The 24,498-nt window shown below is 44.7% G+C and carries 19 protein-coding genes; 4 read left to right on the top strand and 15 right to left on the bottom strand.

Annotated elements, in window-relative coordinates; genetic code table 11:
- From MKX35_RS07270 to xylA, 7 genes are all read right to left on the bottom strand, one after another.
- Entirely contained in the window at window positions 1-1,758 is a 1,758-nt protein-coding gene (locus MKX35_RS07270) for an ABC transporter substrate-binding protein (protein ID WP_076285489.1), read from the bottom strand.
- 146 nt (window positions 1,759-1,904) lie between these two features.
- Window positions 1,905-2,810: a carbohydrate ABC transporter permease gene (locus MKX35_RS07265; protein WP_042191881.1), complete on the bottom strand. Its 906-nt coding sequence runs from the start codon at window positions 2,808-2,810 to the stop codon at window positions 1,905-1,907.
- Between the two features lie 65 nt (window positions 2,811-2,875).
- The gene (locus MKX35_RS07260) at window positions 2,876-3,811 is read right to left on the bottom strand and encodes an ABC transporter permease (protein WP_256716397.1); all 936 of its coding nucleotides are present in this window, start codon (window positions 3,809-3,811) and stop codon (window positions 2,876-2,878) included.
- Between the two features lie 738 nt (window positions 3,812-4,549).
- Entirely contained in the window at window positions 4,550-6,091 is a 1,542-nt protein-coding gene (locus tag MKX35_RS07255) for a response regulator transcription factor (protein WP_076300668.1), read from the bottom strand.
- Window positions 6,088-7,875 (bottom strand): sensor histidine kinase, encoded by a 1,788-nt coding sequence (locus MKX35_RS07250; protein ID WP_076300669.1) that lies wholly within the window; start codon window positions 7,873-7,875, stop codon window positions 6,088-6,090. Before MKX35_RS07250 ends, MKX35_RS07255 begins: the two co-directional genes overlap by 4 nt.
- A 217-nt stretch (window positions 7,876-8,092) precedes the next feature.
- Window positions 8,093-9,589, bottom strand: a complete 1,497-nt coding sequence (gene xylB, locus MKX35_RS07245) for a xylulokinase (protein ID WP_076300670.1) — start codon at window positions 9,587-9,589, stop codon at window positions 8,093-8,095.
- Between the two features lie 272 nt (window positions 9,590-9,861).
- Window positions 9,862-11,178: a xylose isomerase gene (gene xylA, locus MKX35_RS07240; RefSeq protein ID WP_042131068.1), complete on the bottom strand. Its 1,317-nt coding sequence runs from the start codon at window positions 11,176-11,178 to the stop codon at window positions 9,862-9,864.
- A 376-nt stretch (window positions 11,179-11,554) separates the two neighbouring features.
- Here xylA and MKX35_RS07235 point away from each other — a divergent pair, with 376 nt between their 5' ends.
- Together MKX35_RS07235 and MKX35_RS07230 are read left to right on the top strand one after the other, a co-directional pair.
- Window positions 11,555-12,715 carry an ROK family transcriptional regulator gene (locus MKX35_RS07235; RefSeq protein ID WP_076300671.1) on the top strand — a complete coding sequence of 387 codons (1,161 nt, stop codon included), beginning with the start codon at window positions 11,555-11,557 and terminating at the stop codon, window positions 12,713-12,715.
- Between the two features lie 215 nt (window positions 12,716-12,930).
- Complete coding sequence (locus tag MKX35_RS07230; protein ID WP_042191897.1) at window positions 12,931-13,131, top strand: hypothetical protein; 201 nt, start codon at window positions 12,931-12,933, stop codon at window positions 13,129-13,131.
- A gap of 265 nt (window positions 13,132-13,396) precedes the next feature.
- On the opposite strand, the gene MKX35_RS07225 is transcribed toward MKX35_RS07230, so the two are convergent.
- From MKX35_RS07225 to deoC, 6 genes are all read right to left on the bottom strand, one after another.
- The gene (locus tag MKX35_RS07225) at window positions 13,397-13,630 is read right to left on the bottom strand and encodes a glutaredoxin family protein (protein ID WP_042191899.1); all 234 of its coding nucleotides are present in this window, start codon (window positions 13,628-13,630) and stop codon (window positions 13,397-13,399) included.
- A gap of 69 nt (window positions 13,631-13,699) precedes the next feature.
- The gene (gene trxB / locus MKX35_RS07220; RefSeq protein ID WP_042191901.1) at window positions 13,700-14,641 is read right to left on the bottom strand and encodes a thioredoxin-disulfide reductase; all 942 of its coding nucleotides are present in this window, start codon (window positions 14,639-14,641) and stop codon (window positions 13,700-13,702) included.
- A 156-nt stretch (window positions 14,642-14,797) separates the two neighbouring features.
- Complete coding sequence (locus MKX35_RS07215; RefSeq protein WP_081383054.1) at window positions 14,798-16,762, bottom strand: heavy metal translocating P-type ATPase; 1,965 nt, start codon at window positions 16,760-16,762, stop codon at window positions 14,798-14,800.
- A 609-nt stretch (window positions 16,763-17,371) separates the two neighbouring features.
- Window positions 17,372-18,448 (bottom strand): hypothetical protein, encoded by a 1,077-nt coding sequence (locus tag MKX35_RS07210; protein WP_076300672.1) that lies wholly within the window; start codon window positions 18,446-18,448, stop codon window positions 17,372-17,374.
- Between the two features lie 210 nt (window positions 18,449-18,658).
- Window positions 18,659-19,951 (bottom strand): homocysteine synthase, encoded by a 1,293-nt coding sequence (locus tag MKX35_RS07205; RefSeq protein ID WP_042131076.1) that lies wholly within the window; start codon window positions 19,949-19,951, stop codon window positions 18,659-18,661.
- A gap of 312 nt (window positions 19,952-20,263) precedes the next feature.
- A complete protein-coding gene (deoC, locus tag MKX35_RS07200) occupies window positions 20,264-20,941 on the bottom strand; it encodes a deoxyribose-phosphate aldolase (protein WP_143759565.1) in 678 nt (225 codons plus the stop codon).
- Between the two features lie 322 nt (window positions 20,942-21,263).
- On the opposite strand from deoC, the gene MKX35_RS07195 reads away from it, so the two are divergent.
- Both MKX35_RS07195 and MKX35_RS07190 read left to right on the top strand, forming a co-directional pair.
- Complete coding sequence (locus MKX35_RS07195; protein ID WP_076300673.1) at window positions 21,264-21,605, top strand: hypothetical protein; 342 nt, start codon at window positions 21,264-21,266, stop codon at window positions 21,603-21,605.
- Between the two features lie 10 nt (window positions 21,606-21,615).
- Complete coding sequence (locus MKX35_RS07190; RefSeq protein ID WP_076285496.1) at window positions 21,616-22,608, top strand: ketoacyl-ACP synthase III; 993 nt, start codon at window positions 21,616-21,618, stop codon at window positions 22,606-22,608.
- Between the two features lie 127 nt (window positions 22,609-22,735).
- On the opposite strand, the gene MKX35_RS07185 is transcribed toward MKX35_RS07190, so the two are convergent.
- Window positions 22,736-23,569 carry a prohibitin family protein gene (locus tag MKX35_RS07185; RefSeq protein WP_042191910.1) on the bottom strand — a complete coding sequence of 278 codons (834 nt, stop codon included), beginning with the start codon at window positions 23,567-23,569 and terminating at the stop codon, window positions 22,736-22,738.
- Window positions 23,570-23,674: 105 nt separating this feature from the next.
- Entirely contained in the window at window positions 23,675-24,448 is a 774-nt protein-coding gene (locus tag MKX35_RS07180) for a hypothetical protein (RefSeq protein WP_076300674.1), read from the bottom strand.
- Window positions 24,449-24,498: the final 50 nt, after the last annotated feature.

The following is a 24,498-nucleotide window of genomic DNA, read 5'->3' as shown; positions in this document are numbered from 1 at the left end:
TTACTCATTCCAAAGTTTCACGCGTTGTTTAACCAGCTCTTCACGTAAATCTTCAGCTTTTGTTACACCAGCTTTATCGAGTTCAGCCATGTAAGCATCCCAAACTTTGTCGAAATCAGCTGGTTTGGACAAGATGGCTTCAGGAATCCGTTTCCAACTGATATCCTTCAGCTTGTTGTCGAGAACGACAATTTCGCTATCCCCAGGAATCGTGATGTTCCATGCCGCGCCCCAAGGTTTAACTTTAAATTCATCTTCATTTGGGAAGAGGTCTTTCCAAGTTGTTGCTTTATAAGCAGCAAGTGTTTCTTTTTCAACTGCATTGTAGCCTACAGTTACTTGCTCAGGGAAACGAGTTGTATAGTAGTTTCCAGTTGGATCCAATACGCCGTCACCATAGTGAGCGCTAAGCAGAGCATAGTTTGATCCGACATTGCCAAGTCCTGTTTCTTTTTGGAAATTGGTAGTGTCATTATATTTACGGTTGTTCACATCTTCAGGAATGACGCGTTTGCCGTCAACTACGTTGTAATGCTTGCCTTCGATACCCCAGTTAACCAATACTTGACCTTCATCGGAAGCTAAGTAGTCCAAGAATTTAATTGCACGTACCGGATCTTTAGCATCTACACTGATCCCAATGCCGTTACCACCCATAAAGCCTGTAGGCCAGAAGGAAGTTTCTTTGTACTCTTCAGACAGGGTTACTGGATAGTGTCCGTATCCTTGATCCAGCTTACCTTCAGCTTTCAATGCTCTTTCTCCATCGCCATAACCCCAGTCTTGGTCGATCAAACCAATAACACGGCCGGTAGCGATTTTAGCTTTGTACTGATCATACTTTTGAACGAAGCTTTCCGGGTCAAGCAATCCGATATCGTTCATATGGTTGAGCCAGCGGAAATATTCTTTCTCGGCAGGACGACGGAAGTGATAAGTTACTTCTTGTGTGTCGATATCAATTGCATATTCTCCATCATCAGGAGAGCCTGTAGTAGTGAATGCTGGGTTAGTTACTGTAATGTACATGTACCAATCATCTGCATTTAGGGTCAGACCGATGTTTTTGTTACCATTTTCATCAGTTGGATGTTTTTCCAGGTAAGCCTTGATTACGTTCTCATAATCTTGGACAGTTTTAATTGCAGGATATCCCGCTTCTTTAACAGCACGGTGTTGTAGTTCAAATCCGCCGCCAGCATCAAAGTATTTGTTATCCACACCTGCATACGTAGGAATAGCATAGATCGCGTGGTCATCGTCACTGTAGCGTGAGCGTTTCATGCCTTCTTCGCCTAATACTTTTTTGATGTTCGGAGCATATTTTTCAATCAGATCTGTCAGATCAAGCATTGCGCCTGCATCCACCAGCTTGCTTACGTCGGTCTTGGCACTGATCAGATCCGGATAATCACCGCTTGCTGCGATCAACGCTACTTTCTGAGCAGGGTCACCAACCGCGTATTCAGCATTCAAGGTAACTCCTGTTTTTTCCGTAATCACTTTACCTACTTCATCTTGCATGCCTGTCCAGTTCGGGTTAGGGTCAGCACTGAAGAAAGTCATCGTGAGCGGAGAAGTATCCTCAACCGCATTGGCCGAATTAGCCGCATTCCCCTTATTTGTTGCATTTCCAGCTGCATCTCCAGCTGCATTATTGCCGTTGTTTCCACCACAACCTGCGAGCATGCCGAGCATCATAATAGAAGTAAGTGTAAGTGCCGTTGCTTTAGCTTTTATTTTTCTATTATTCCCCATTACATAAACCCTCCTTAAAATTGTTTATCTATCGTATCACAGATAAATCCTGTTAATACTTATCCCAAAACTTCCCACAAAAAAAGAAAACGGATACAAAACACTCTTAAAGCTTAGGGGAGACTATGCTCCCCTATTAGCTGTGATTAGCTCTTCACAGCGCCAAGTGTCATACCTTGAACAAAATATTTCTGAATGAACGGATACACCAACAAAATTGGCACGGTTACGACAATCGTAATCGCCATCTTGATAGACTCTGGCGAGACCTGATTCGAAGCTAGAGAAGCAATGTTTGAGCGGTAATCGCCACCATTACCACTGGTTGTACTCTGCAGAACCTTCATCAGTTCATATTGCAATGTTGTCAGATGAGGGCTTGAACCATTATACAAATACGTATCAAACCATGCATTCCATTGACCTACCGCTAGGAACAGTGCGATTGTTGCTAGGGCCGGCTTCATCAGCGGCAGGATGACACGCCAGTAAATGGTAAAATCATTCGCTCCATCCAGCTTCGCCGATTCCTGCAGTGCATACGGCAGTCCGTCAATGAAGGAGCGGATGACGAAGACGTTAAAGGCACTAACCAGTCCAGGTAATACATAGACTGCAAAGCTGTTCATCATGTGCAGATCCTTGATCAGCATGTATATTGGAATCATTCCTCCAGAGATATACATGGTCATCGCCAAGAATGTGGAGACGAACTTGCGGCCTGCAAAATCAGGACGACTGATCGTAAATGCTAGCATCGAGGCACTGATCAGACCGAACAAAGTACCGACGACTGTCCGCAAAGCGGATATTTTAAACCCGGTGATCAGCCCTGCGAAACTGAAGATTTTCAAGTAATTGTCCCAGGTAAATTCCCGAGGATAAATGGTGATACCGCCGCGCACACTATCCACTGAATCATTCAGCGAGATAGCAAGCACATTCAGAAACGGATAGATCGTGATTACAACCACGAACAGTATTACAAAGTACACTATGAAGTCAAAGATCCGGTCTGACCACGACTTTCCGGTGATAGCTGTGTTTCCCACTGTAACGCTCTCCTTTCATGAAAAGGGCAATATTGCAGCCACGATTGGTAGAAGGGCCTTCTGTGTTACAGAAGGCTCTCTTTAGTTGTACGCTTGAAGATTCCATTAATCGTAAACAGCAGGATTACACTGATCACTGAGTTGAATATATTGATCGCGGTACCGTAGGAATATCTCGCCATGCCTAGTCCGTATTTCAGAGAGTACAGATCCAGCACCTGAGAGTAGTCGGTAACGAGGTTATTTCCAAGCAAGAATTGTTTCTCAAAGCCGATATTCAGCAAATTACCAATCGACATAATGAGTAGCACTGTAATGGTCGGCCGGATACCAGGAAGAGTAATATGCCATACCTGGCGGAGCCTGCTGGCACCGTCCACTCGAGCCGCTTCGTACAGTTCAGGTCCAATACCCGAGATGGCTGCAAGGTAGATGATCGCATTCCATCCGGTTTCTTTCCACACATCTGATAAAGTAACGATTCCCCAGAAGAGATGGCCCTGAGCCATGAACTGGATAGGCGAGTCTATAAATCCAATTGTTAACAAGAGATCGTTTACAAGACCATTTTCGCTAGATAACATTTTAGTTACAATTCCCGCTGCAACCACCCATGATACAAAGTGAGGCAAATACGAGACGGTCTGAGCAAAACGTTTAAAAAATCCAAGACGCAATTCATTGAGCAATATTGCAAACGTTATCGGAAAGATAAAGCCTGCGACCAAGCCCATTCCGCTCATCGCCAGCGTGTTACGCAGCGCCAGAAGAAATTGCGAGTCACTGAACAGTGTCTTAAAGTGTTCAAAACCTACCCATTCTTGTTCAAAAAAGCCACGTGCGGGCTTGTACTTTTGAAAAGCCATCGTCCAGCCCCATAATGGGAGATAACTGAAGACGAATGCCCAGATTACAAAAGGTATCGACATCATCCACAAATACTTTTGATTCTTAAAGCTTCTCCAAAACCGTCCTCCTGAAGCAGGCTTTTTGTTGCGCATTCGGGTGTCCGGCGGGATTTGAGCAGTTACTGTGTCCGCTTTCATAAAGCCCCTCCTCTCTATGCCTTAATTCTAAAACTTTGTAAGCGATTGCAGTACCCTATAAATTCGACTTAAAATCAGGTGAAAATTAGAGATTTTTGTCCGGGGTGAATTCTCATTTCGGCTCATCGACACAGGGGGGCTAATGCTGCTGGCGTCTGCATTATTCTTTGAATTGGACTCCTAAAAACACTTTGCTTGCTGGATATTAGTCACTACGAGGAATGTTCGAACTTTTGATCGCTGGTTCTTCGAAATTTCTAACTAGGCTTCTGGTAACCAGCCACTACGCGGAATATTCGGACTTCCGATCGCTGTTATCCTCAGATTTCCTGATTTGAACCGCTTCTCGCGGTAGAAATCCGAGGATAAAGGCGAACGCTCCGCTTCTACAGTTCCAAATATTCCTCTTCGTTCTTCTACCAGTCACCAATTTAAAATTAGAAGATTTCAACGCTTCTACAGTTTCAAAAATTCCTCTTAACTCCTTTCCCAGCAGATTTTATTGAACCGAAAATCAAAAGAAACTGCATTAACCCTTCACCCGCATAAGCTTAAGCAGGTGTCTATTTAACTGCATTAATACTTCACCACGTACAATTGGTGGGAGTAGAAAAAAAAGACCTGCGGGCTGTGGTTCAGAAAAACATCTGATCCACAGCCGCAGGTATATCAAACAAGAACACCACACCAACCTTAAATACTTTTACGATAAGAAGTTGGTGAGATTCCTACATATTTACGGAACTTAGCGTTGAAATAATCGGGGTTCATATACCCTACCTTCTCGGCCACCTCGTATACTTTCATCCCTTGCGTCAGAAATTCCTTAGCCTTCTCAATCCGGACTTTATCCACGTACGTATTGAAGTATTCTCCTGTGGTGTTCTTGAACATTTTACCGAGGTAAGCGCTGTTGTAGCAGAATAACTCGGATAAGGTCTCCAGCTTTAGGTTCTCATTGTAGCGACGGTTGATTATTTCTGTGATCTTCTTAATTTCATTTCCACGCCCACTGGTCATCTGACCCGCAATTTCTTCGAGAAATGAGACAGCCTGATCCTGCAAATCAGACAAATAATAACTTTGATAAAGCTCCCCTATTGGAGGGGAATGCTCTGCTGCATAGGTGCGAATTTCCGGATACGTAGGCTCCAGACGGGCCAGGACAGTACTAAGGAGTCTCACAAAGGTCTCTTTAATTCGCAATTCGTCGCTGCCCGCAGATACAAGTTCAGCACAGATAGTTAGCACTATCGGTCGAATCGCGCTCAGACTTCCGGTTTCTACTGCAAGCAGCAGACGACTCTCCGTCTCCTGATCCTCTTCAGTCTTCTCCTTCATCTCCATCAGAAATCCTGAAGGATCTGTACTGATGATGATCCCCTTCTTGAAGAAGAAGGAACGTCTTAACAGCTCACGTGCTGAATTAAACGATTCTCCCACCATTTCAGGTCGAGGTACTACTCCCCCCGCTACTGCAATGAAGTCGTAACCCTTTGGTTCTATCACTGCAGATAATCCCTTATATAATTCTTCCCGCTTGCTCGCGCTCTGATCCGGATCCTTCATGAGAATGCCCAAATACTGTGACAATGTAAAGAATGATGCATTAGGATGATTACTAAAATGCTGTTCCATTACTGTTTTGATTCCCCGGAGATCCTCATCATTTGCACCAGCTGTTTTTCTTAACTCAATGAGAATGACTTCATAATTTCCCTGATCGAGTCCTAGCGCATCCACATGTCTGCTAAGGTCCTCCTCCAGTTCTTCCTCTGAGGTTGGCTGTAGAAGCGCTCGGAGTAAAGTTTCCCTATTGCGAGCGGGCTCCTCCTCATTCCAGTCACTGAACCGCTGCTCCTGCTCGATTGTTTCATGTAGCTGTTCCAGACATACGATCATCTCATCCTCATCCACTGGCTTCAGCAAATAGCCGTCGATCCGATAACCAATTGCCCGCTTAGCATATTCAAAATCAGCATGTCCACTCAAAATGAGTACATGACTTTCTGAGCCTTCTTTACGAAGCTCACTAATCATTTCCAGACCATCCATTCCAGGCATACGAATATCAGCAACGATCAGCTCCGGGTAGAAGGTATGATACTTTTCAAGTGCTTGCAAGCCATTAGCTGCTGTAGCTACCACCGTATAACCGAGCTTCTCCCATGGGATCAGACTTCGAAGTCCTTCCCGTAGCTTCGGCTCATCATCGACAATCATCACTTTTATCATAGATTGTTGTCCTCCATTGGTATGCAGAAGAAAATAATCGTTCCTACATTAGGTCTACTTTCAATCGTTAGCCCATATTCTGCGCCGTAGGATAGTTTTAGCCGGTCATGTACATTACGAAGTCCAATTCGCTCACCTTCACGCTCTTCCTTACGCTCAAGCGTGTTCAGTAATTCCTCCAGCTGAATTGGAGATATTCCTACTCCGTTATCTGTAATCGTAAATTTAGCATGATCCCCAACTTGTACAACTTCCACCGTCACAAATGCACCTTCCATCTTATTATCCAGTCCGTGGATTACTGCGTTCTCAACAAGTGGCTGAATAAGAAGCGGGGGCATATAAAGAGATTCAACGGCAGGGTCTACAGTAAATTGATATTTCAACCTCTCCTCATAACGGAATTGCTGAATATCCAAGTAACAACGTACCACTTCTAATTCCTGACTAAGCAAAATTTTACTTCGGCCTACCTCCAGGTTACTGCGCATCATTTTACCTAGAAGACGTACCACACGGGCAATTTCCACTTGCCCCTTCATGTGAGCTTCCATCCGAATCGCTTCTAGTGCATTGAATAAGAAATGCGGGTTAATCTGGCTGGCCAGCATTTTGAATCGTATATCATTTTGTTTCTGTTCCAGCAGACTATTCTGAGCATTGGATTCCTGTACCTCATACATCAAATCATTAATGCTGCGTACCATGGAATTGAATTGACGAGCTAACAGGGCGATTTCATCCTTGCCATCAATCTTTAATGTCGTATCAAAATCCCCAGTACTGACTCGGTTAATATGTCTGCTTAAATGCAGCAATCGTCGTGAAAACAACGAGGAGAAGCTATATATAATTAAAAAGGCCAATAGAACACTTATCGCAACCACAGTAATCGAAAGCTTAATCACTTGATTGGGTTCTTTAACTATACTTTCAATCGAAAAAACAGATATAATTCGTAGTGCATTTCGGCTGGCTTGTGGTTTAAGCTCCTCGATCACAATTTTGGAAGCTTCGCCATCTACTACTGCTTCATAGCTTCCACTTCCCTGACCCAAGAGCTTCGTGTCAAAAGAAACATCCACCAGCTTTTTACCTGTCCGATCTTTCCGGTTCGCTGCAATGATATTGTCTTGATCATCGACGATCATGGTATCAAAAGATTCCTGGCTTAGAATGGATGCAAGCTGCTGACTGTTCACATTAATAACGAGTACACCGATCTTACTGGAGCCCTCCAGCTCGATTTTGCGGACAAGACTTAAATAATTCCGCTTATCACGCTCATCTTCGATATATTCCCAACCGACAAGACTATCGTACCGCTGTGCTCTCTGATACCACTGGCTCTCCTTAATCTCAGGTGAAGGATTGATCAGCTCCCAGTTGTTAAGCAGCGTAGCGTTGTCAGTGTATAAGCGAATGTTGGATATATCTTTATACAACCTTAGATACTCACGCATATCCGAATAATCGCGGTAAGCTTCCACCACATCATAAGTGCTAACATACTGACGTATGGCAAGTCTCTTCAACCGTGCATCATTGCTCAAGCGATATGCGATATCTTGAGATACACCGATGACTTCTTCTGTTCTTTTCTTTACCCGATCTACGTTAATTGAAGCTTGTTCCAGTGCGCTCTGAAACGCCATGGTCCTCATCTCAAACGTAAGGTAACCTCCTACCAGTAATACCGGAAGTAACGTAGTGAGTAAAAAAGCAAGCAACAGCTTATTGCGGATTTTGATGTCATTCAACAGCTTAACAATCCATTGGAACATGGCCTTCCGCCCCCCGAAACCTTCACTATCTCATGCAGAGTTTAACGCTGCCCTGGAGATACCCCATACTTTACAGAAGAAAAATAGGAACGGCAACAACTTCGAATACAGCCTATCCTTAGATCAATAAACGAGATGGTCATAAAAAGGTCCTTCGCCATATGCGAAAGACCTTTTTTATCAGACATATCAAGCATAAACCCTTCGGCGTCCTTAATTATTGGCGGTACGCTGCCAGCTTGTTATTCAGTTCACGGGTCTGATCGTAGACTTCCTGATAGAGGTTAAATAAGCCGTCATAGATTGCCGCTTGCTTCGGATCTGGTTTATATACATCCGCAGGTCGGATGAAAGCTTCTGCACATGCACTAAGTGATGTGAACCAACCGCTACCGTAAGCTGCCAACATCGCTGCTCCCATAGCCGGACCTTGCTCACTTTCAAGCTTCACGATGGATGCATTGAAAATATCTGCTTGCATCTGGAGCCATGCCTCATTTTTAGCCCCGCCACCGATCGCAATGATTTCTGTAATCTCTTTACCTGAATCACGTACAATCTCAATAGATTCACGTAGCGAAAAGGTGATGCCCTCTAATACGGAACGTGTAAAATGAGTCAACGTATGCCCAGAATCCATACCAATAAAGCTTCCGCGAATATTCGCATCTGGATGTGGTGTACGTTCCCCTACGATATAAGGTGTAAAGAGCAGTCCGCCGCTACCCGCTGGAATGGAAGCTACTCCACTTAGCAATTCATCAAAGCTTTTGTCTGCCGCAAAGGTTTCTTTGAACCATGTAAGGCTATGACCAGCCGCTAGAGTAACGCCCATGATATAGTAGGCATCTTTTTCACCATGGTTGAAGAAATGGACTTTGCCTTCGAGATTCAAGTCTTTGTTGCTCTCATAGGAAAGAACTACACCAGATGTACCAATACTGCACATCGTCCGGCCTTCACCAAGGACACCTGCTCCAAGAGCCCCGCATGCATTATCCGCACCACCAGCAAATACCTTTGTTGATGATAAAAGACCTGATGCTTCCGCAATATCCGACAATAACGTTCCTGTCTGTTCAAAGGACTCTACCAGTCTAGGACAAAGGGAAAGCGGCAGTTCAAAAGCTTCAGCAATTTCAGCACTCCACGTTTTAGAACCTACATCTAATAGAAGCGTTCCTGCAGCATCGGAATAATCCATCGCATAATCACCGGTCAACCGGAGACGCACATAGTCTTTTGGCAACAGGAACTGATACGCTTGTGATAATACCTCAGGTTCATTCTCTTGTACCCATAGAATTTTAGGAAGTGTGAAGCCTTCCAGTGCACGGTTTCTAGCAACCTCAATAAGCTTTGCTCCGAGCGTCTTCTCTATTCTTCTGCACTGTGCAGTAGTACGAGTATCATTCCAAAGAATGGCCGGACGAAGCACTTGCCCTTCCTTATCCACTAGTACCAATCCGTGCATTTGCCCGGAGAAGCTAAGACCATCAACTTGTGATGGATCTATGCCCGATACTTCAATCAAACGACGAAGACTGACCAGCGTGCCTTTTACCCAGTCCTCAGGATTTTGTTCGCTCCAGTTCGGCTGCGGTCTGCTTAGCGGGTAGGACTCGGAATGCTCAAAAGCCACCTTGCCCTGTGGGTCCACTAGAACAGTCTTCACTGCGCTAGTGCCCAAATCTACACCTATAACGTATTTCATTTTTTACCTCCTAAAAGTTTTATGGAGCTTAGCTACTTGATTCTCTTCGCAATAAAACTTACTTCGAAAGCATCCTGCTTAGTTTTATGAGCATAGGCTTCATTGAACTACTTCGAATAAAACTCGCTTCGTAAGCATCCACTTAGATTTATGAGCATTTCTAGAATATCTTTGTACAAAAAGGGGGCTGCCGAAGAATGCTCTCTTCAGCAACCCCCGTTGCATTTGTTCAAACTGGATTCAAAGCCTAAGCTTCAAGCTCCCTGTAAAGACTACTCAGCCAAGATGTATTGGTTAAGGGTAGCTCTCAGGTATTCTTGGCGTCCGGATTGGTTAGGGCGTGGGTTCTCATTGTTCAAAGCATATTCAGCCAAGGAAGCCAGAGTTGCTTTGCCGGATACGATGTCCGCACCAACGCCTTCATTGAAGCTGCTGTAACGTTTTTCAACGAAATCTTCGAATACGCGATCTTCGATCAATTTAGCAGCTACCTTCAAGCCTTTTGCATAAGTATCCATACCAGCGATATGTGCTAGGAACAGATCCTCAGGCTCAAAGGAAGGACGACGTACTTTAGAGTCAAAGTTGATTCCGCCTTTGCCAAGACCATCATTCTTGAGTACTTCATACAGTGTAAGTGTTGCATCGTAGATGTTAACTGGGAATTCATCTGTATCCCATCCGAGCAATGTATCACCTTGGTTAGCATCAAGCGATCCGAGCATGCCGTTGATACGAGCTACACGAAGCTCATGTTCAAAAGTATGACCTGCAAGCGTAGCATGGTTAGCTTCAAGGTTCAGCTTGAAGTGCTTGTCGAGGTTGTATTTTTGTAAGAAAGAGATCGTTGTTGCTGCATCGAAATCATATTGATGTTTCGTAGGCTCTTTTGGTTTAGGCTCGATCAGGAATTGACCGTCAAAGCCGATTTCCTTAGCGTAATCTACAGCCATGCTGAACAGACGAGCAATGTTGTCTTGTTCAAGACCCATATCTGTATTCAGCAATTCTTCGTAACCCTCACGACCGCCCCAGAATACATAGTTGCTAGCGCCCAGACGTTTACCAACTTCCAGACCTTTCTTCACTTGTGCTGCTGCATGTGCGAAAACATCAGCGTTAGGTGTAGAACCTGCACCGTGCATATAACGTGGGTTAGTGAACATATTAGCTGTATTCCACAGCAATTTCTTGCCGGAAGTCTTCATGCCTTGTTCAAGGATATCAACGATGGTGTCGATGTTGCTGTAGAATTCACGCAAAGATGCGCCTTCTGGTGCGATGTCTACATCATGGAAGCAGAAGTAAGGGAGATCCATCTTGTCCATAAATTCAAATGCTGCTTCAGCGCGAGCCTTAGCTTTGTCCAGACCGTTCAATTTGTTCCAGCTGCGAATTGCTGTTTCAGCGCCAAACGGATCAGAACCGCCAGCAGTTAATGTATGCCAATAAGCCATTGCAAATTTCAGATGTTCTTCCATAGTTTTGCCGGCTACGACTTCTTTAGGATTGTAAAATTTAAATGCGAAAGGGTTGGTGGAACGGCTTCCCTCGTAAGAGATTTTGTTCACTGTCTCAAAATAAGCCATTGTGTAATCCTCCTCAATTTGTGCTTCGCCCGCAAGCGTTTACAGGATCATCTTAACACATCTTTCGGACTTTGTATATTGGTTAAACAAAGTTTTGATAAGTTTTTTTTGTCCATTTTTTGGGACCCTGTCTAGCCTCCTCTCTCCTCTTCCCAAATATAGGAGATCCCTGTTGGAAAATTTCCTCTGGACGCTACGTATTGCAATTTGCAGCACATCACTCTAGACTAAGTGGCATACAACAAATGGGAACTATGCCAAGCTAAAACGCCTTTAGCGTCCTTTTAAGGACGGTAAGCGTTTATGCGAGAATTATAAAGAGAAAGTATACCGTGAAGCTTATACTTTCTTATAATTTAAGAAGGATGTGTGATTTGTGAAGGTTACTGGAGACCAAGCGCTGGTCAAAAAAATAAATAAATCGATTGTACTACATACCATTCGAAGACACTCTCCACTCTCGCGCGCGAAGGTCTCAGAGATGACCGGACTGAATAAAGCTACTGTGTCCAATTTGGTAGCCGAGCTGTGCACGCAAGAATTGGTAACTGAAGTCGGACCTGGGGAATCAAGCGGTGGCCGCAAACCGTTAATGCTGCATTTTAACACGATGGCTGGTAGTGTAATCGGCATAGAATTACGGGTAAAGCAGCTAACAGCGGTCTTATGTGATCTGAGCGGGGGCATTCTTTACGAAAGCGATTTCTCTTTAGAAAACCATGATTTCCCTTACGTTCTGGAACAAATGAAAAAACTTATCTCAGGCTGTATTATCAACGCTCCAGAATCCCCTTACGGCATCGTCGGCATCGGAGTAGGTGTCCCCGGGATGGTGGATGAAAATGGTGTTGTACTCTTCGCTCCCAACCTTGGCTGGGAAATGGTCGAGCTGCGAGCGATACTCGAAGCTGAATTTTCCGTTCCTGTCACCATTGATAACGAAGCGAACGCGGGTGCACAGGGTGAACTCAACTTTGGAGCGGCACGAGAGGTAAGGCATCTCCTTTACATCAGTGCGGGATCAGGGATTGGATCTGGAATTATTATTGGTGGGGAGCTGTACAAGGGTGCAAGAGGATATGCCGGCGAAACCGGACATATGACGATTGAAGCACAAGGCAAGCCTTGCAGTTGCGGGAGTCGTGGTTGTTGGGAGTTATATGCCTCTGAGAAAACTTATGATAATCCCGATCTCTCCCTCCCTGCCCATACTACGCCAGAGCTGGTTCGCTTTGCAGCCGGCGGGCAAGAAGACGCCCTGCATCACTTCTCAACGATGGGTGAATATCTCGGTATCGGGGTGACCAATCTAATCAATAGCTTCAATCCAGAGCTTATTGTGATCGGTGGGGCATTGTCTGAGGCTGAAGAATGGCTAGGCGAACCGCTGCGCCGGGTTGTAGCTGAGCGTACTCTTCCTTACCATAAGCAGCAACTCGAAATTACATTCTCTAAGCTCGGCAGCCGTGGAACGATGATCGGCGCAGGTTTCTCTGCTGTTATGCATTTCCTGGGCGATATTCGGGTGACCCTATAATCCATAACGGTAAGCGAAGCGTTTATGTGAGAAATATAAGAATAATTTATAGCGTGGAACATATACATTCTTATATTTTGAAATAATTGACGTAAAATTGACGCATTTGAGTGAATCAAAAGTGCAGTAAAAAGAACAGAAATCCTATATAATAAAGGTCAAGCTAGTGTGACATTTATCACTACAACCCCTTTTTTGAAATGGAGAGCGAGTCCATGACCTATGTTGATACGTCTGATATCTCGGCACAGATGTTCATCACTGTGTTGCTTTTTCTGCTCATTATTGCCCCTTTGATCAGCCTCGGCGTGCTCCGTTTTTTTCAAGCTAAAAAGAAATCAGGATTTATTCTTATTGGCAGCGGCGCTGCTGTATACGTACTATTTCAGCTCATTACATCTTTCACTCAAACCTAAACTCTACTTCTAGATCTACTTTCATAAAAATAGTCTGCGCACAGATGCGTCAGACTATTTTTTGTATGCTAAAGCTCGCAGATATTTTATACTTTCTTATATTTCAAAAAAGACCGCCTCCTAATCGGAAGCGGCCCATTACAATTTCCTTACGCAAATCTTATTTAACAAGAAGAAACGACTTTATCGTCCTATTAAGACGACATCGGTTCTTCGTAGAAATATAAGGATATTATAGTTGTGCAGCATATAAATTCTTATATTTTTAAACAGTCGCGAGTGCTTTGTCGAACTGAGTTTTGTTCATGCCAACAATTTTATGCTCACCGATTACAGTTACAGGAATAGCCCTCACTCCCATGTCCCATACTTGCTGCGCAAAATCATCGTTCTGCTCGACATTGCGTTCTTCGTAGGATACGCCTTTTTCGCTTAAAAAACTCTTCACCTGACGGCAATGCGGGCAATTTGTTGAGGTATATACAATTACATTCTCCATGGTATGACCTCCTATAAAAGAAATACAGTGATGATATCAATTGTAGCAATGAGGGTTTTTCAAACCAAATTATAGAATAACTGCACTGTGCTCTAAGCTTTCGATATATTTCTCAGCATCCATAGCTGCCATACATCCACTACCTGCTGCAGTAATCGCTTGTCTGTAACGAGTATCCTGTACATCACCACATGCGAACACACCTGGGATATTAGTTTCGGAAGTGCCTGGGTTCGTCATGATATAGCCATCCGCATTGGTTGTGATCTGTCCACCTAAGAAAGAGGTATTAGGGTGGTGGCCAATCGCAACAAACACGCCGCTTGCTTCGATGATTTCTTCTTCACCAGTCTCATTGTTAAGCACTTTTAGTCCATTGACGCCTCTTTCGCTCGAAGTCACTTCCAGAGGAGTACGGTTCAAGTTCCAGTCTACTTTAACATTAGCGCGTACACGATCCTGCATGATCTTCGAAGCACGCAATTCTCCACGACGGTGCACCAAAGTCACTTTGGAAGCAAAACGAGTCAAGAAACCTGCTTCCTCAAGTGCGGAATCTCCGCCACCAACAACCACGATCTCTTTATTACGGAAGAAAAATCCGTCACAGGTTGCGCAGGTGCTCACACCGCGTCCTACGTTATCTTGCTCCCCTGGGATACCGAGGTATTTTGCTGTAGCGCCTGTGGAAATGATCAATGTATCTGTAGTAAGAACACCCATTCCTTCAACATTCAGCTTAAAAGGGCGCTCTCCAAGTTCTACACTGTTCACCCAGCCCGTACGGAATTCTGCACCAAAACGTTCAGCTTGTTTACGCATATTATCCATCAAGTCAGGGCCCATGATTCCTTCAGGAAATCCAGGGAAATTCTCCACTTCTGTAGTTGTGGTTAATTGTCCACCGGGTTGAGGTCCTTCGATTACTAGTGGGTTCAAATTGGCACGAGCCAAATAGATAGCGGCGGTTAATCCTGCCGGTCCAGTACCAACAATTATTGATTTATACATATCTATGTCCTCCTTGAGCTAAACGGCAATGACGTCGCTTCTTATTTAAAATAATTATAATGTAGTGTTAATTATGATAACTGAAAGCAAATATGTCAATATGCCAGACTCCCAAGTTCCGAAACTATTTTGTGAACAATTTAATTTTAAAAAATATTATCGCAATAATCTTAGTCCATTTAGAATCACTAATATCGTACTGCCTTCATGCCCTATCACGCCAAAAGGAAGTGCGATCCCTTGCACAAAGTTGCTGATCATAAGCACTGCAATCACAGTCACAGCAAAAATCATATTTTGCTTCACAATACGCTGCGAACGACGCGCCAATGATATGGTTGAAGCGATCTCTTCTATATTATCATTCATAAGCACTACATCGGCTATTTCAAGTGCTGCGCCGCTTCCTTTCATACCCATCCCCATGCCTACGGTTGCTGTCGCCAAAGCAGGTGCATCATTCACACCATCACCAACCATAACAACGTGACCATACTTTTCACGTAGTGCTTTGATATGCTTCACTTTATCCTCCGGTAATAGATCGGCAAATACCATATCCACTCCAGTTGTACCTGCAATAACCTGAGCTGTAGCGTCACGGTCACCGGTAAGCATTGCCACCTTAATCCCAAGCTCCTGCAGCTTACGCACTGCGGCTTCTGCTTGTGGGCGAACCGTATCCTGTAAAGCAATCATTCCGGCAATTTGCTCACCGTCCAGAATGATGGAGACGGTCTTCCCTTCTTCAGCCAACTGCTGCCGCTTAAGTTTCCAATGCTCTAGTTCAGGATTCATAGCAGATGGAGTCAGCTCATCGAGCAAATTAGACTTTCCGATTCTCCAGAGATGTCCGTCGATTTGACCTTCAATTCCCCAACCTGTGATGGTTTTACTGTCTTCTACTCCCTGTAGCGCTAAACCTTCCTCTTCTGCTTTACGCACAATCGCTTCCGCCAGTGGATGACGGGACATATGCTCAATGGATGCGCTAACCGTTAGCAACTCTTGCCGACTGTAGCCTTCACCTGCAATAAAATCAGTTACCTGAGGAGTTCCCTCTGTAAGCGTCCCTGTCTTATCGAATGCCACAACCGTTGTGCGTGCCATATTTTCCAGATGGACCCCGCCTTTAAACAGAACCCCTTTTCGCGCACTTTTGGAGATGGCTGACAGCATCGCTGGCATAATGGAAGAGACCAGAGCGCAAGGTGATGCTACTACTAGAAAGACCATCGCTTTATAGAAGGTTGCGCTCCAGCTCCAGTCCAGCAAAAACGGTGGAAGGATAATCAGTGCCACTGTGGAGGCTACGACAACCCGTGCATAGATGGCTTCTAGTCTTTTAATAAAACGCTGGGAGTTAGGAACTTCCGTCTCTGCCTCTTCTACCATTTTGATAATTTTAGCAAAAAGGGTGTTCTCAGCTGCTTTCGTTACCTCAATATAAAGGGGGCCTTCTCCATTCACAGTGCCTGCAAAAACCTCGCTACCGGCACATTTCTCTACAGGAACCGATTCTCCCGTAATGGAAGCCTGATCTACTGCCGATTCCCCCCGATATACCTTGCCGTCTGCCGGAATTAAATCTCCCGGGCGCACAAGCAGCAGATCTCCGATCACCAACTGGTCGATATTAACCTCATTCATACTTCCTTTTTCAATGCGAATAGCCGTAGCCGGTTTGAGTGCCATCAGCGAGGAAATATCCTTTTTACTACGTTCCATCGTATAACTCTCTAATGCTCCACTGAGTGCAAAAATGAAAATAAGCATAGCACCTTCATTCCAGTATCCAATGGAAGCTGCGCCTAGTGCGGCTGCAATCATTAATAGGTTCACATCGAGATCTCGTTCTTTGACGAGCGTTTCTACGCCTTCTTTTGCCTTGTTCCAGCCACCAATCGTATAAGAAATGACATAGAGTGCTATGGAAAGAATTTCTGACCATCCACCAACTGACCAAGCGAAAAGCATAAGCAGTCCGCTGCCCAGAGCAGCCTGCATTTCAGAATTGCTGAGCATGGCACGCGGATCGAACCGGCGCTTTGGAGCCCCTGGCTTCTTCATGCTGCCAGAGATAGATGACTGCTTGGGTAAATGTTTTGATGTTGCTTGCATAATAATCGCCGTCCTTAAGAGTTTTGTAGGATAACTTCATTGGTTTCTCTTCGAAATAAAACTTGCTTCGTGAGCATACGCTTTGTTTTGTGGAGCCTAACTTCATTGGTTTTTCTTCGAAACAAAACTTAGTTCGTGAGCATACGCTCTGTTTTGTGGAGTTTTGCTTCTGCCAAGTGAGAATGAGAGCCATTATTAAGACCCCTAAAATGACACATGCTGCCCCGGCTTAGCCGGGACAGCATGATTGATAACTATAGGTAGTGAGAATGATAATCATTGTTGCAATAGTACAACTATATTTCCTTAGTGCAACTTATATTTTAATCATACCACCAGGAATTAAAAAGTAAAGCCTATCTATTCAGCTAAACGCCATTTATTTCAGAATATGTGTTAGCTGCCCGTTTAGTGGCGAATTTTATCTAAAAGCTCTGTTGAAGAAGAGCTCCCAACCATAAATTACAGTGATCATTCAATAACGAAGAGCAGTGATTCTCCAATAACAGCAGAATCACTGCTCTTTTGTCTTTTTATCGATTCTAAATGAAACGGATCGTCTTATTTAGAAGAGAAAGCGGCTTATGTGACAGCCGCTTCGTTGTTGTCCTACTGCCTTCCACCGGCGGCAGTATCCAGTGTTTCCTGCTGCCTGGCGATCCAGATCAGACAGGCTGCTCTAAGCAGCGCTTCGGTCCGCTGACCTGCGCTGCAAAAGATCCCGCTGAGGCCGATCTGATACAGATCGGCCAAAGCCGACGCCGCCGGAGTCCCCGCGGCGAGAACTACCGCAGAGGGCTTCACGCTCCGCACGGCGGCAAGGATCTCCCCCGCCGCCAGGGTGAAGCCCTCTGCGGCGGCCCCTTCCGGCGCGAGCTCGCTCGCCGCGCCGTCGAGCACTAGGAAATCGGCGATGCGCGCGATTTCCGCGGCGGCGGAGGGCTCCACATCGGGCGCGATCAGCGCCCCGATGCGGCACGCCGCCGCATAAGCGTGGCCGAGTGTCTGATCGGCCACGACCTCGATGAATTCGCGCTTTGCGGCGAATTCGGCTCCGCTTGCGGTGTAGGCGACCAGCAGGTCAAGGCGGCAATCGCCGCCTTGACGCTGGCTCTCCGCCACCGCAGTAAAAAGCGCTTCGAGCTGCGCGTCCTGAAGCGTGGTGAGCTTTGCGGGCTGCGCCGCAAGCTCCTCTGGATGCAGCAGGGTGATGGCTGCCCATTCACCATCCGGCGATTCCAGCAGCGCTGTAATCGCTGCCTGCAATCGATAATAAATCCGCTGCAGCATTCGATTAGCCTGCAGCTCATCTTCACTGGATAACCAGTTCTCATAAAGACAGAACAATTCAGGTTCAAGCAGCCATTCCTCACTTCGTATCAGACAAGGTCCAGCTTGAACGGATCTTGTTCCTTCTCTTGTAGTAGGGCGCTCTTCACGTTCTTCTCGTCCTTCACGCAGCACTAAGAAAGCCGACTGTTCTCCAGGGCGCTTAAAATAAGAACGGTTCAAAGGTTCTACGACATCCTTCTGCTCTACTCCGGTGATAAATTCTGCGGCAGCGGAGGCAACGGATCCGGCTTGACTCATTTCCATCCCAACAGCCCGATCACCGGCCTTATACATGAACTTGAACGGGCGCTCTTCACTACTCCGAAAACCATCCTGCTGACGTTCACCCTTCATCTTCGCACCCACCCTTTATCTTTGGATTGCTGCCGGTACGCCTAGTAAATAAACATCATGCCACCGACATCTTATTACCACACTTATAAATACGGGAACCTCCCATGAAATATGCAAGCGTTGCCAAATCATATGAATAATTAGCCTTATTAAATCACAAAAAAAGGCATCGCCGCATAGCAGCAGATGCCTTCCTTGAACTTCATTGTTCTATTGTTGACTGGCGGCAATGGCCTGTTCCAGATCATAAATAATATCATCAATAGATTCCGTACCAATCGATAAGCGAAGCAATTCCGGAGTTACTCCCGCTGTGGTTTGCTCTTCATCCGACAGCTGTGCATGTGTTGTGCTTGCAGGGTGGATAATCAATGACTTGGAGTCACCGACATTCGCCAAATGCGAAAACAGCTTCACATTTTCAATCAGCTTGCGTCCCGCAGCACTTCCACCTTTAATACCGAAGGTAAGGATCGCGCCTTGACCTTTAGGTAAATACTTTTGCGCTAATTCATGAGATGGATGAGTAGGAAGTCCAGAATAACTTACCCATTCTACATCTGCGTGTGCCTCCAAATATTGCGCAACCTTTAGTGCATTCTGGCTGTGACGTTCCATCCGCAAATGGAGTGTCTCGAGCCCTTGCAACAGCATCCAAGAGTTAAATGGTGAAATAGAAGCACCTAAATCGCGAAGTAATTGAACGCGGGCTTTGATAATATAAGCAATCGGTCCAACAGCTTCCGTATAAACAACGCCATGATAACTTGGATCAGGCTCTGTAAGTCCTGGGAACTTACCGCTTGCCTTCCAATCAAACTTACCACCGTCCACAATAATTCCACCGATAGATGTACCATGCCCGCCGATGAATTTAGTTGCCGAATGAACAACGATGTCAGCTCCATGCTCAATCGGACGCAGTAAATATGGGCTTGGGAACGTATTATCCACAATAAGAGGAATTCCATGTTCGTGTGCGATCGCTGCAACGGCTTCAATATCTAGTACATTCCCCTGTGGGTTACCAATAGTTTCTGCATACAAAGCTTTGGTTTTATCATTAATCGCAGCACGGAAGTTCTCTGGATTATCCGAATCCACAAAATGCACCTTAATGCCAAGCTTAGGCAGCGTTGTAGAAAAAAGATTATAAGTTCCACCGTATAGGCTTGCCGCAGATACAATTTCATCCCCAGCGCCCGCAATATTTAGAATGGAGAAAGAAATAGCCGCTGCCCCGGAAGCTGTAGCAAGTGCACCTGCTCCACCTTCTAGTGCTGCCAAACGCTGTTCAAATACATCTGTAGTCGGATTCATCAGCCGAGTGTAAATATTACCGAATTCTTTGAGCGCAAACAGATCCGCTGCATGATCAGCATCACGGAATCCATAAGACGTGGTCTGATAAAGCGGTACAGCACGTGCGAAAGTAGTTGGATCAATTTCCTGGCCTGCATGAACAGTCAAAGTTTCAAATGACAGCTTACGGTCTTCTGACATAGGTATTTCCTCCCTTTATAAATAAGAATAGAAATCTTTAACAAATAATAATTGTACCCATTCTCTCATAAACGACATCATTTGAAAAGAAAAAAATCTCATTATTCCGGTGCGAATTATTATATTTTGATTTATTCGAAGGAAAGCATGTCCGATGAATATCAGATAACGCTTTCAATAAAAATTTTCAAGCCGAAGAAACGTGTATAACCATATGTACCTGACACAGAACATCTACGCAATAAAAAATAGAATAGCGGCGGATAAAGCTTATCCACCTCATCTCACCGCTACCATTTTACTTATCTTCTTTTAGTAATTGCTTTGGCTTGTTTCACCCTTAGCAATAGCTACACCACCGCTGGTACCAATACGGCTTGCACCAGCTTGTACCATTACATGTGCATCTTCTGCACTACGAACACCACCGGAAGCCTTCACACCCACATTAGGTCCAACCGTTGCACGCATCAGCGCGATATCTTCCTTCGTTGCCCCACCTGTAGAGAATCCTGTGGATGTTTTTACGAAGTCTGCTCCAGCTTCAACAGAAAGCTTGCAGGCACGAACCTTTTCTTCTTCCGTTAATAAACAGGTCTCGATAATGACCTTAGTCAGTGCTTTGCCGCGAGCTGCGTCTACAACTGCTGCAATATCACGTTTAACCAACTCATTGTTACCATCTTTCAGCGCTCCGATATTGATGACCATATCCACTTCACCTGCACCATTAGCGATAGCATTGGTAGTCTCAAATGCTTTGGTCTCTGTTGTCGAGGATCCGAGCGGGAAGCCGATAACTGTGCAGACTTTAACTTCAGGCGTATCCTTCAACACTTCATGGGCAGTAGCTACCCAAGCAGGGTTTACGCAGACTGAAGCAAACTTATATGCTTTTGCTTCCTCTGCCAATTTAACGATATCTTCTTTCCGTGCATCAGCTTTAAGCAGTGTATGATCAATGATCCGCGATAGTGTAATTTCGCTCATTTTTGTCATTCCTCCATGATTTGGATAGTGAATTTTTTTCATCTCTGTAATCATACCAATAGAACTCTGCTTTGCAAAGTCGACTGGACGATCAGACCCACCCTAACCTCGATTAACTCATATAAATACACTTAGAGAAGGTCATTATTTACTAAATTATCTTTTCAAGTTAATTTTATACCTTCTTGTATTTTTTAAAATATAAAGGATAATCCCCCTAAACTTTCCCATTAAAAAATACGATAATATCTATATAAATGGGTTTTTTAGCCTATTTATTTAAATTTTTCTTTCATCATATTTAGGAGGAGATCGATTTAAAATGGGAAACTTTAATTTCACCTCAAACGCTGCAGTCCAAAAATTGAATGTACAAGTAGAAGGTTCTATGTCAACCGAGGACGCCGGGCGCTTCATTCAGGAGTACAACCAAATCGTAAGTACATTTGACCCAGCACAATATGAGATCATTTTAGATTGCAAGACATTAAACGTATCCTCGCCCGACACTCTTCCTATGCTTGAGCAATGCTACATACTGTATAAAGAATCAGGATTTAAAAAAGTAACCTTCATTATTGCCAAAAGCCCTGTCCTAAAAATGCAGCTAAGCCGAGTAGCCCGGGCAACGAAATTAGAAAATTACGAAATTATTGAAGCATAGGAGGTTTCATTTGGGACATATAACCATCCGCCAAGCCGCTTATTACCATCCGGAACATGTCGTATCTAATGATTATTATCTGGAGCATTTCCAGAGTATGGGCAAGGACATTAAGCGATTCCTAGAAGTCATGGGTCGTGACCGGAGATACATCGTAAACGATAAGGATGAAAATGCCCTAACGATGGGACTCAAGGCCGCCCAAAAAGCGCTACAAGAAGCCAATTTACAAGGTGAAGATATGGATATGATCATGTTCGCTTCACAGACACCGGAATATACCTATCCTACCAACGCACTCCTGCTGCACCGCATGCTACAAGGTAAACATCGGACCATTACGCAAGATTCCAATGCCAACTGTGCAGGAATGGTGTCTGCTGTAGAGCAGACAAGTCGTTATATGCAAGCTAATCCTAGTATCCGGTACGCACTCGTCGTGGGAAGCGACTATAGCTCAGTGCACTGCAATACGGATGATGAAATTACTTACCCTAACTTCGGAGATGCCGCAGCAGCTGTCATTCTGGAACGGAGTAGCGAGCAATCAGGCTTCATTGACTCCCTTTATTACACTGATTCTGAGGGATCTGAGAATATTATGTTCCCTGCTTGCGGTTTATCGAATATTTATCACGAGGACATTACACCTGAGCAAATTCGGATACGCTGGACACCCTTTGACGGTACAGTTTGTGTAAATGCGGCGGTTGCAGACATGAAAGAGCTTCTCTCAAGAAACGGCCTGACTACAGATGATATATCTGCCTTCTGCCTTTCACAATTCTCTCTCAAAAATATCGAACTCATCCAAGAGGGTCTTGGACTTACTGATGAGAAATTCATCTATGTAGGCGACGAGTTCGGGTATACGGCTACAAGCAGTCCTTTTATCGCCTTTCAACGCGGAGTCGAAGACGGACGAATCAAACGTGGCGATTATGTCTTCTTCTGGTCGGTTGGTGCTGGTTGGCAAATTCCTACAATGCTTTATCAATATTAATAGCATAAAAAGCCCTACTTCTATAGAAGTAGGGCTTTCCCATCAGAGGAGCAGATGTTGAAGCAGACAGCTAGAACTCAAACACAGCACAGCAATTTGTGAAATAAATCAGAAATCCAATAATAAATTATTTAGTCAGGGATTGAACATCCACAAATGGAGTGGCTCCCCCTGTTACAGATGGCAGCACGCCGTTCCATTTTTCCAGCGCTTTCTCCTGAACCTCTATTTGCTTCAGCTGCACCAGCTCAGGTGTAACCTCTTGCTTCTTAAGTCTTAAAGATTCGGCTTCGGCTTGCGCCTGGGCGATCTTTTGCTTCGCTTCAATCTCAATTCGCCGGAGATCATTTTCGGCCTTCAGCGCCTGCTGCTGGGCGACCTGCTTCGCTTCAATCGACTGGTTAAACGCCTCAGAGAATTTAAAGTTAACAATGTTAATATCGTTGACGATCAGATCATATTTTGCGAGCCTAGCGGTTAAGTGCTCACTGATCTCACTCGACACTACATCACGGCGTGTAATCAAATCCTCTGCTGGATATTTGGCTGTCACTTCTTTAACGATTTCTTGAATGGCCGGATTGATAATCACATTATCAAAATTACCTCCGATATTGTTCATCAGATTAAAGGCGGAAGCCTTATTTACGGAATAGTTCACCGCTACATGTGTGGATACGGGCTGAAGATCTTTTGAAGAGGCTGAAGTATCGGTCTCCGCTTTCGTTACCTGCGTATTGACTTGAATCACCGTCTGAATAAACGGAACTTTAAAATGAATACCAGGTGACAACGTATTGTCATTTAATTTACCAAAGGTTTTGTACAAACCTACATGCCCATATTCCACAGATACAAAAGAGTTCGCGCCAATCAACAATACAATGAGCACCGCTGCAACACCGCTAACTATTTTCCCCGGTCGCAGCTGTTTCAATTTCGGATTCATTTGCATATTCATCCAATACCCCTCCTAGATTATGGATAATCATTTAAGCTTAATCGTCTATACGGAGATTTGAGGGAATTGGTCGCAGGAAATATTTCAGCAGCAGTGGTCATGGCGTTACCGCTCTGGGATCAGTCCTTCTAGGGTCAAGCGGAATCTTTTGCTCTGCTTGTCCCCGATATTAAAAGCTTCATATATTCCTTCATCCGTTAGCACTACGGAGTCCGCCTCCAAAGCATCATTAACGTAAGTTACCTCAGCGTGATCAACATTCCAGCGGTAAATGTAGGCACTCATCGGATTTCCATGCGCGGCTACACCCTCAATAGATCCATCCCCATCAACATCCAGCTCTTTGGAATGTCCGGTATCTATTTGCAGCAAGCCCGAGGGGTTACCACTCTCGTCGATTAAATAATAGTTAGTGAGCGAATTATTTGCTCCTAGTCCACCGGTGATTTTCAGCACCTTTTCGCTAAAAATCCGCACCACTTCTACCTTGATATCCTCCGGCTGACGATAATTATAAGTTCCTATCGCCCCTAGACTGTATTGTCCTTTGGAAGTAGAAATGTTGGCATACACGTAGTCTTCGTCACTAGCCATCGTATACACCCTCACTTTGACTCCTCCGAAATTATCCAGCTTCTTCTCTGTAATTAAAGTAGCGCCTGTAGGTGGAGCACTTAGTTGAGAGACTACGGGGATTGTATCCACCAGCTTCCACTCTAGCTTAATGAGATTTGCAGCGGTGTCCGTTGGCTTCGGTCTTGAGGTGTGGTAGTCGTTAGCCGATTGAGAGGGGGATGGGTCCACCTGATGTTGGCAACCTGCCAGCAGATTCATTAGAAGCAAAGCTGTCAGCGTAACGGATTTATGTAGAGGAAACATCTCTTATTCACTTCCTATCCTCTTTTTAAAATCAAATCTTTCATTAATCA

It is taken from the genome of Paenibacillus sp. FSL R5-0923, assembly GCF_038009145.1.
Classification (GTDB): domain Bacteria; phylum Bacillota; class Bacilli; order Paenibacillales; family Paenibacillaceae; genus Paenibacillus_AQ.
The sequence above is the reverse complement of the archived record's forward strand: the minus strand, read 5'-3'. Positions and strand labels throughout refer to the sequence as shown.

Excerpts from the sequence above, each read along its gene's own strand:
- MKX35_RS07270 (WP_076285489.1), bottom strand. The coding sequence starts at position 1,758 with ATGGGGAATAATAGAAAAATAAAAGCTAAAGCAACGGCACTTACACTT.
- MKX35_RS07260 (WP_256716397.1), bottom strand. The coding sequence starts at position 3,811 with ATGCGCAACAAAAAGCCTGCTTCAGGAGGACGGTTTTGGAGAAGCTTT.
- MKX35_RS07255 (WP_076300668.1), bottom strand. The coding sequence starts at position 6,091 with ATGATAAAAGTGATGATTGTCGATGATGAGCCGAAGCTACGGGAAGGA.
- MKX35_RS07250 (WP_076300669.1), bottom strand. The coding sequence starts at position 7,875 with ATGTTCCAATGGATTGTTAAGCTGTTGAATGACATCAAAATCCGCAAT.
- xylB (WP_076300670.1), bottom strand. The coding sequence starts at position 9,589 with ATGAAATACGTTATAGGTGTAGATTTGGGCACTAGCGCAGTGAAGACT.
- xylA (WP_042131068.1), bottom strand. The coding sequence starts at position 11,178 with ATGGCTTATTTTGAGACAGTGAACAAAATCTCTTACGAGGGAAGCCGT.
- MKX35_RS07230 (WP_042191897.1), top strand. The coding sequence starts at position 12,931 with ATGACCTATGTTGATACGTCTGATATCTCGGCACAGATGTTCATCACT.
- MKX35_RS07225 (WP_042191899.1), bottom strand. The coding sequence starts at position 13,630 with ATGGAGAATGTAATTGTATATACCTCAACAAATTGCCCGCATTGCCGT.
- trxB (WP_042191901.1), bottom strand. The coding sequence starts at position 14,641 with ATGTATAAATCAATAATTGTTGGTACTGGACCGGCAGGATTAACCGCC.
- MKX35_RS07215 (WP_081383054.1), bottom strand. The coding sequence starts at position 16,762 with ATGCAAGCAACATCAAAACATTTACCCAAGCAGTCATCTATCTCTGGC.
- MKX35_RS07210 (WP_076300672.1), bottom strand. The coding sequence starts at position 18,448 with ATGAAGGGTGAACGTCAGCAGGATGGTTTTCGGAGTAGTGAAGAGCGC.
- MKX35_RS07205 (WP_042131076.1), bottom strand. The coding sequence starts at position 19,951 with ATGTCAGAAGACCGTAAGCTGTCATTTGAAACTTTGACTGTTCATGCA.
- deoC (WP_143759565.1), bottom strand. The coding sequence starts at position 20,941 with ATGAGCGAAATTACACTATCGCGGATCATTGATCATACACTGCTTAAA.
- MKX35_RS07195 (WP_076300673.1), top strand. The coding sequence starts at position 21,264 with ATGGGAAACTTTAATTTCACCTCAAACGCTGCAGTCCAAAAATTGAAT.
- MKX35_RS07185 (WP_042191910.1), bottom strand. The coding sequence starts at position 23,569 with ATGAATATGCAAATGAATCCGAAATTGAAACAGCTGCGACCGGGGAAA.
- MKX35_RS07180 (WP_076300674.1), bottom strand. The coding sequence starts at position 24,448 with ATGTTTCCTCTACATAAATCCGTTACGCTGACAGCTTTGCTTCTAATG.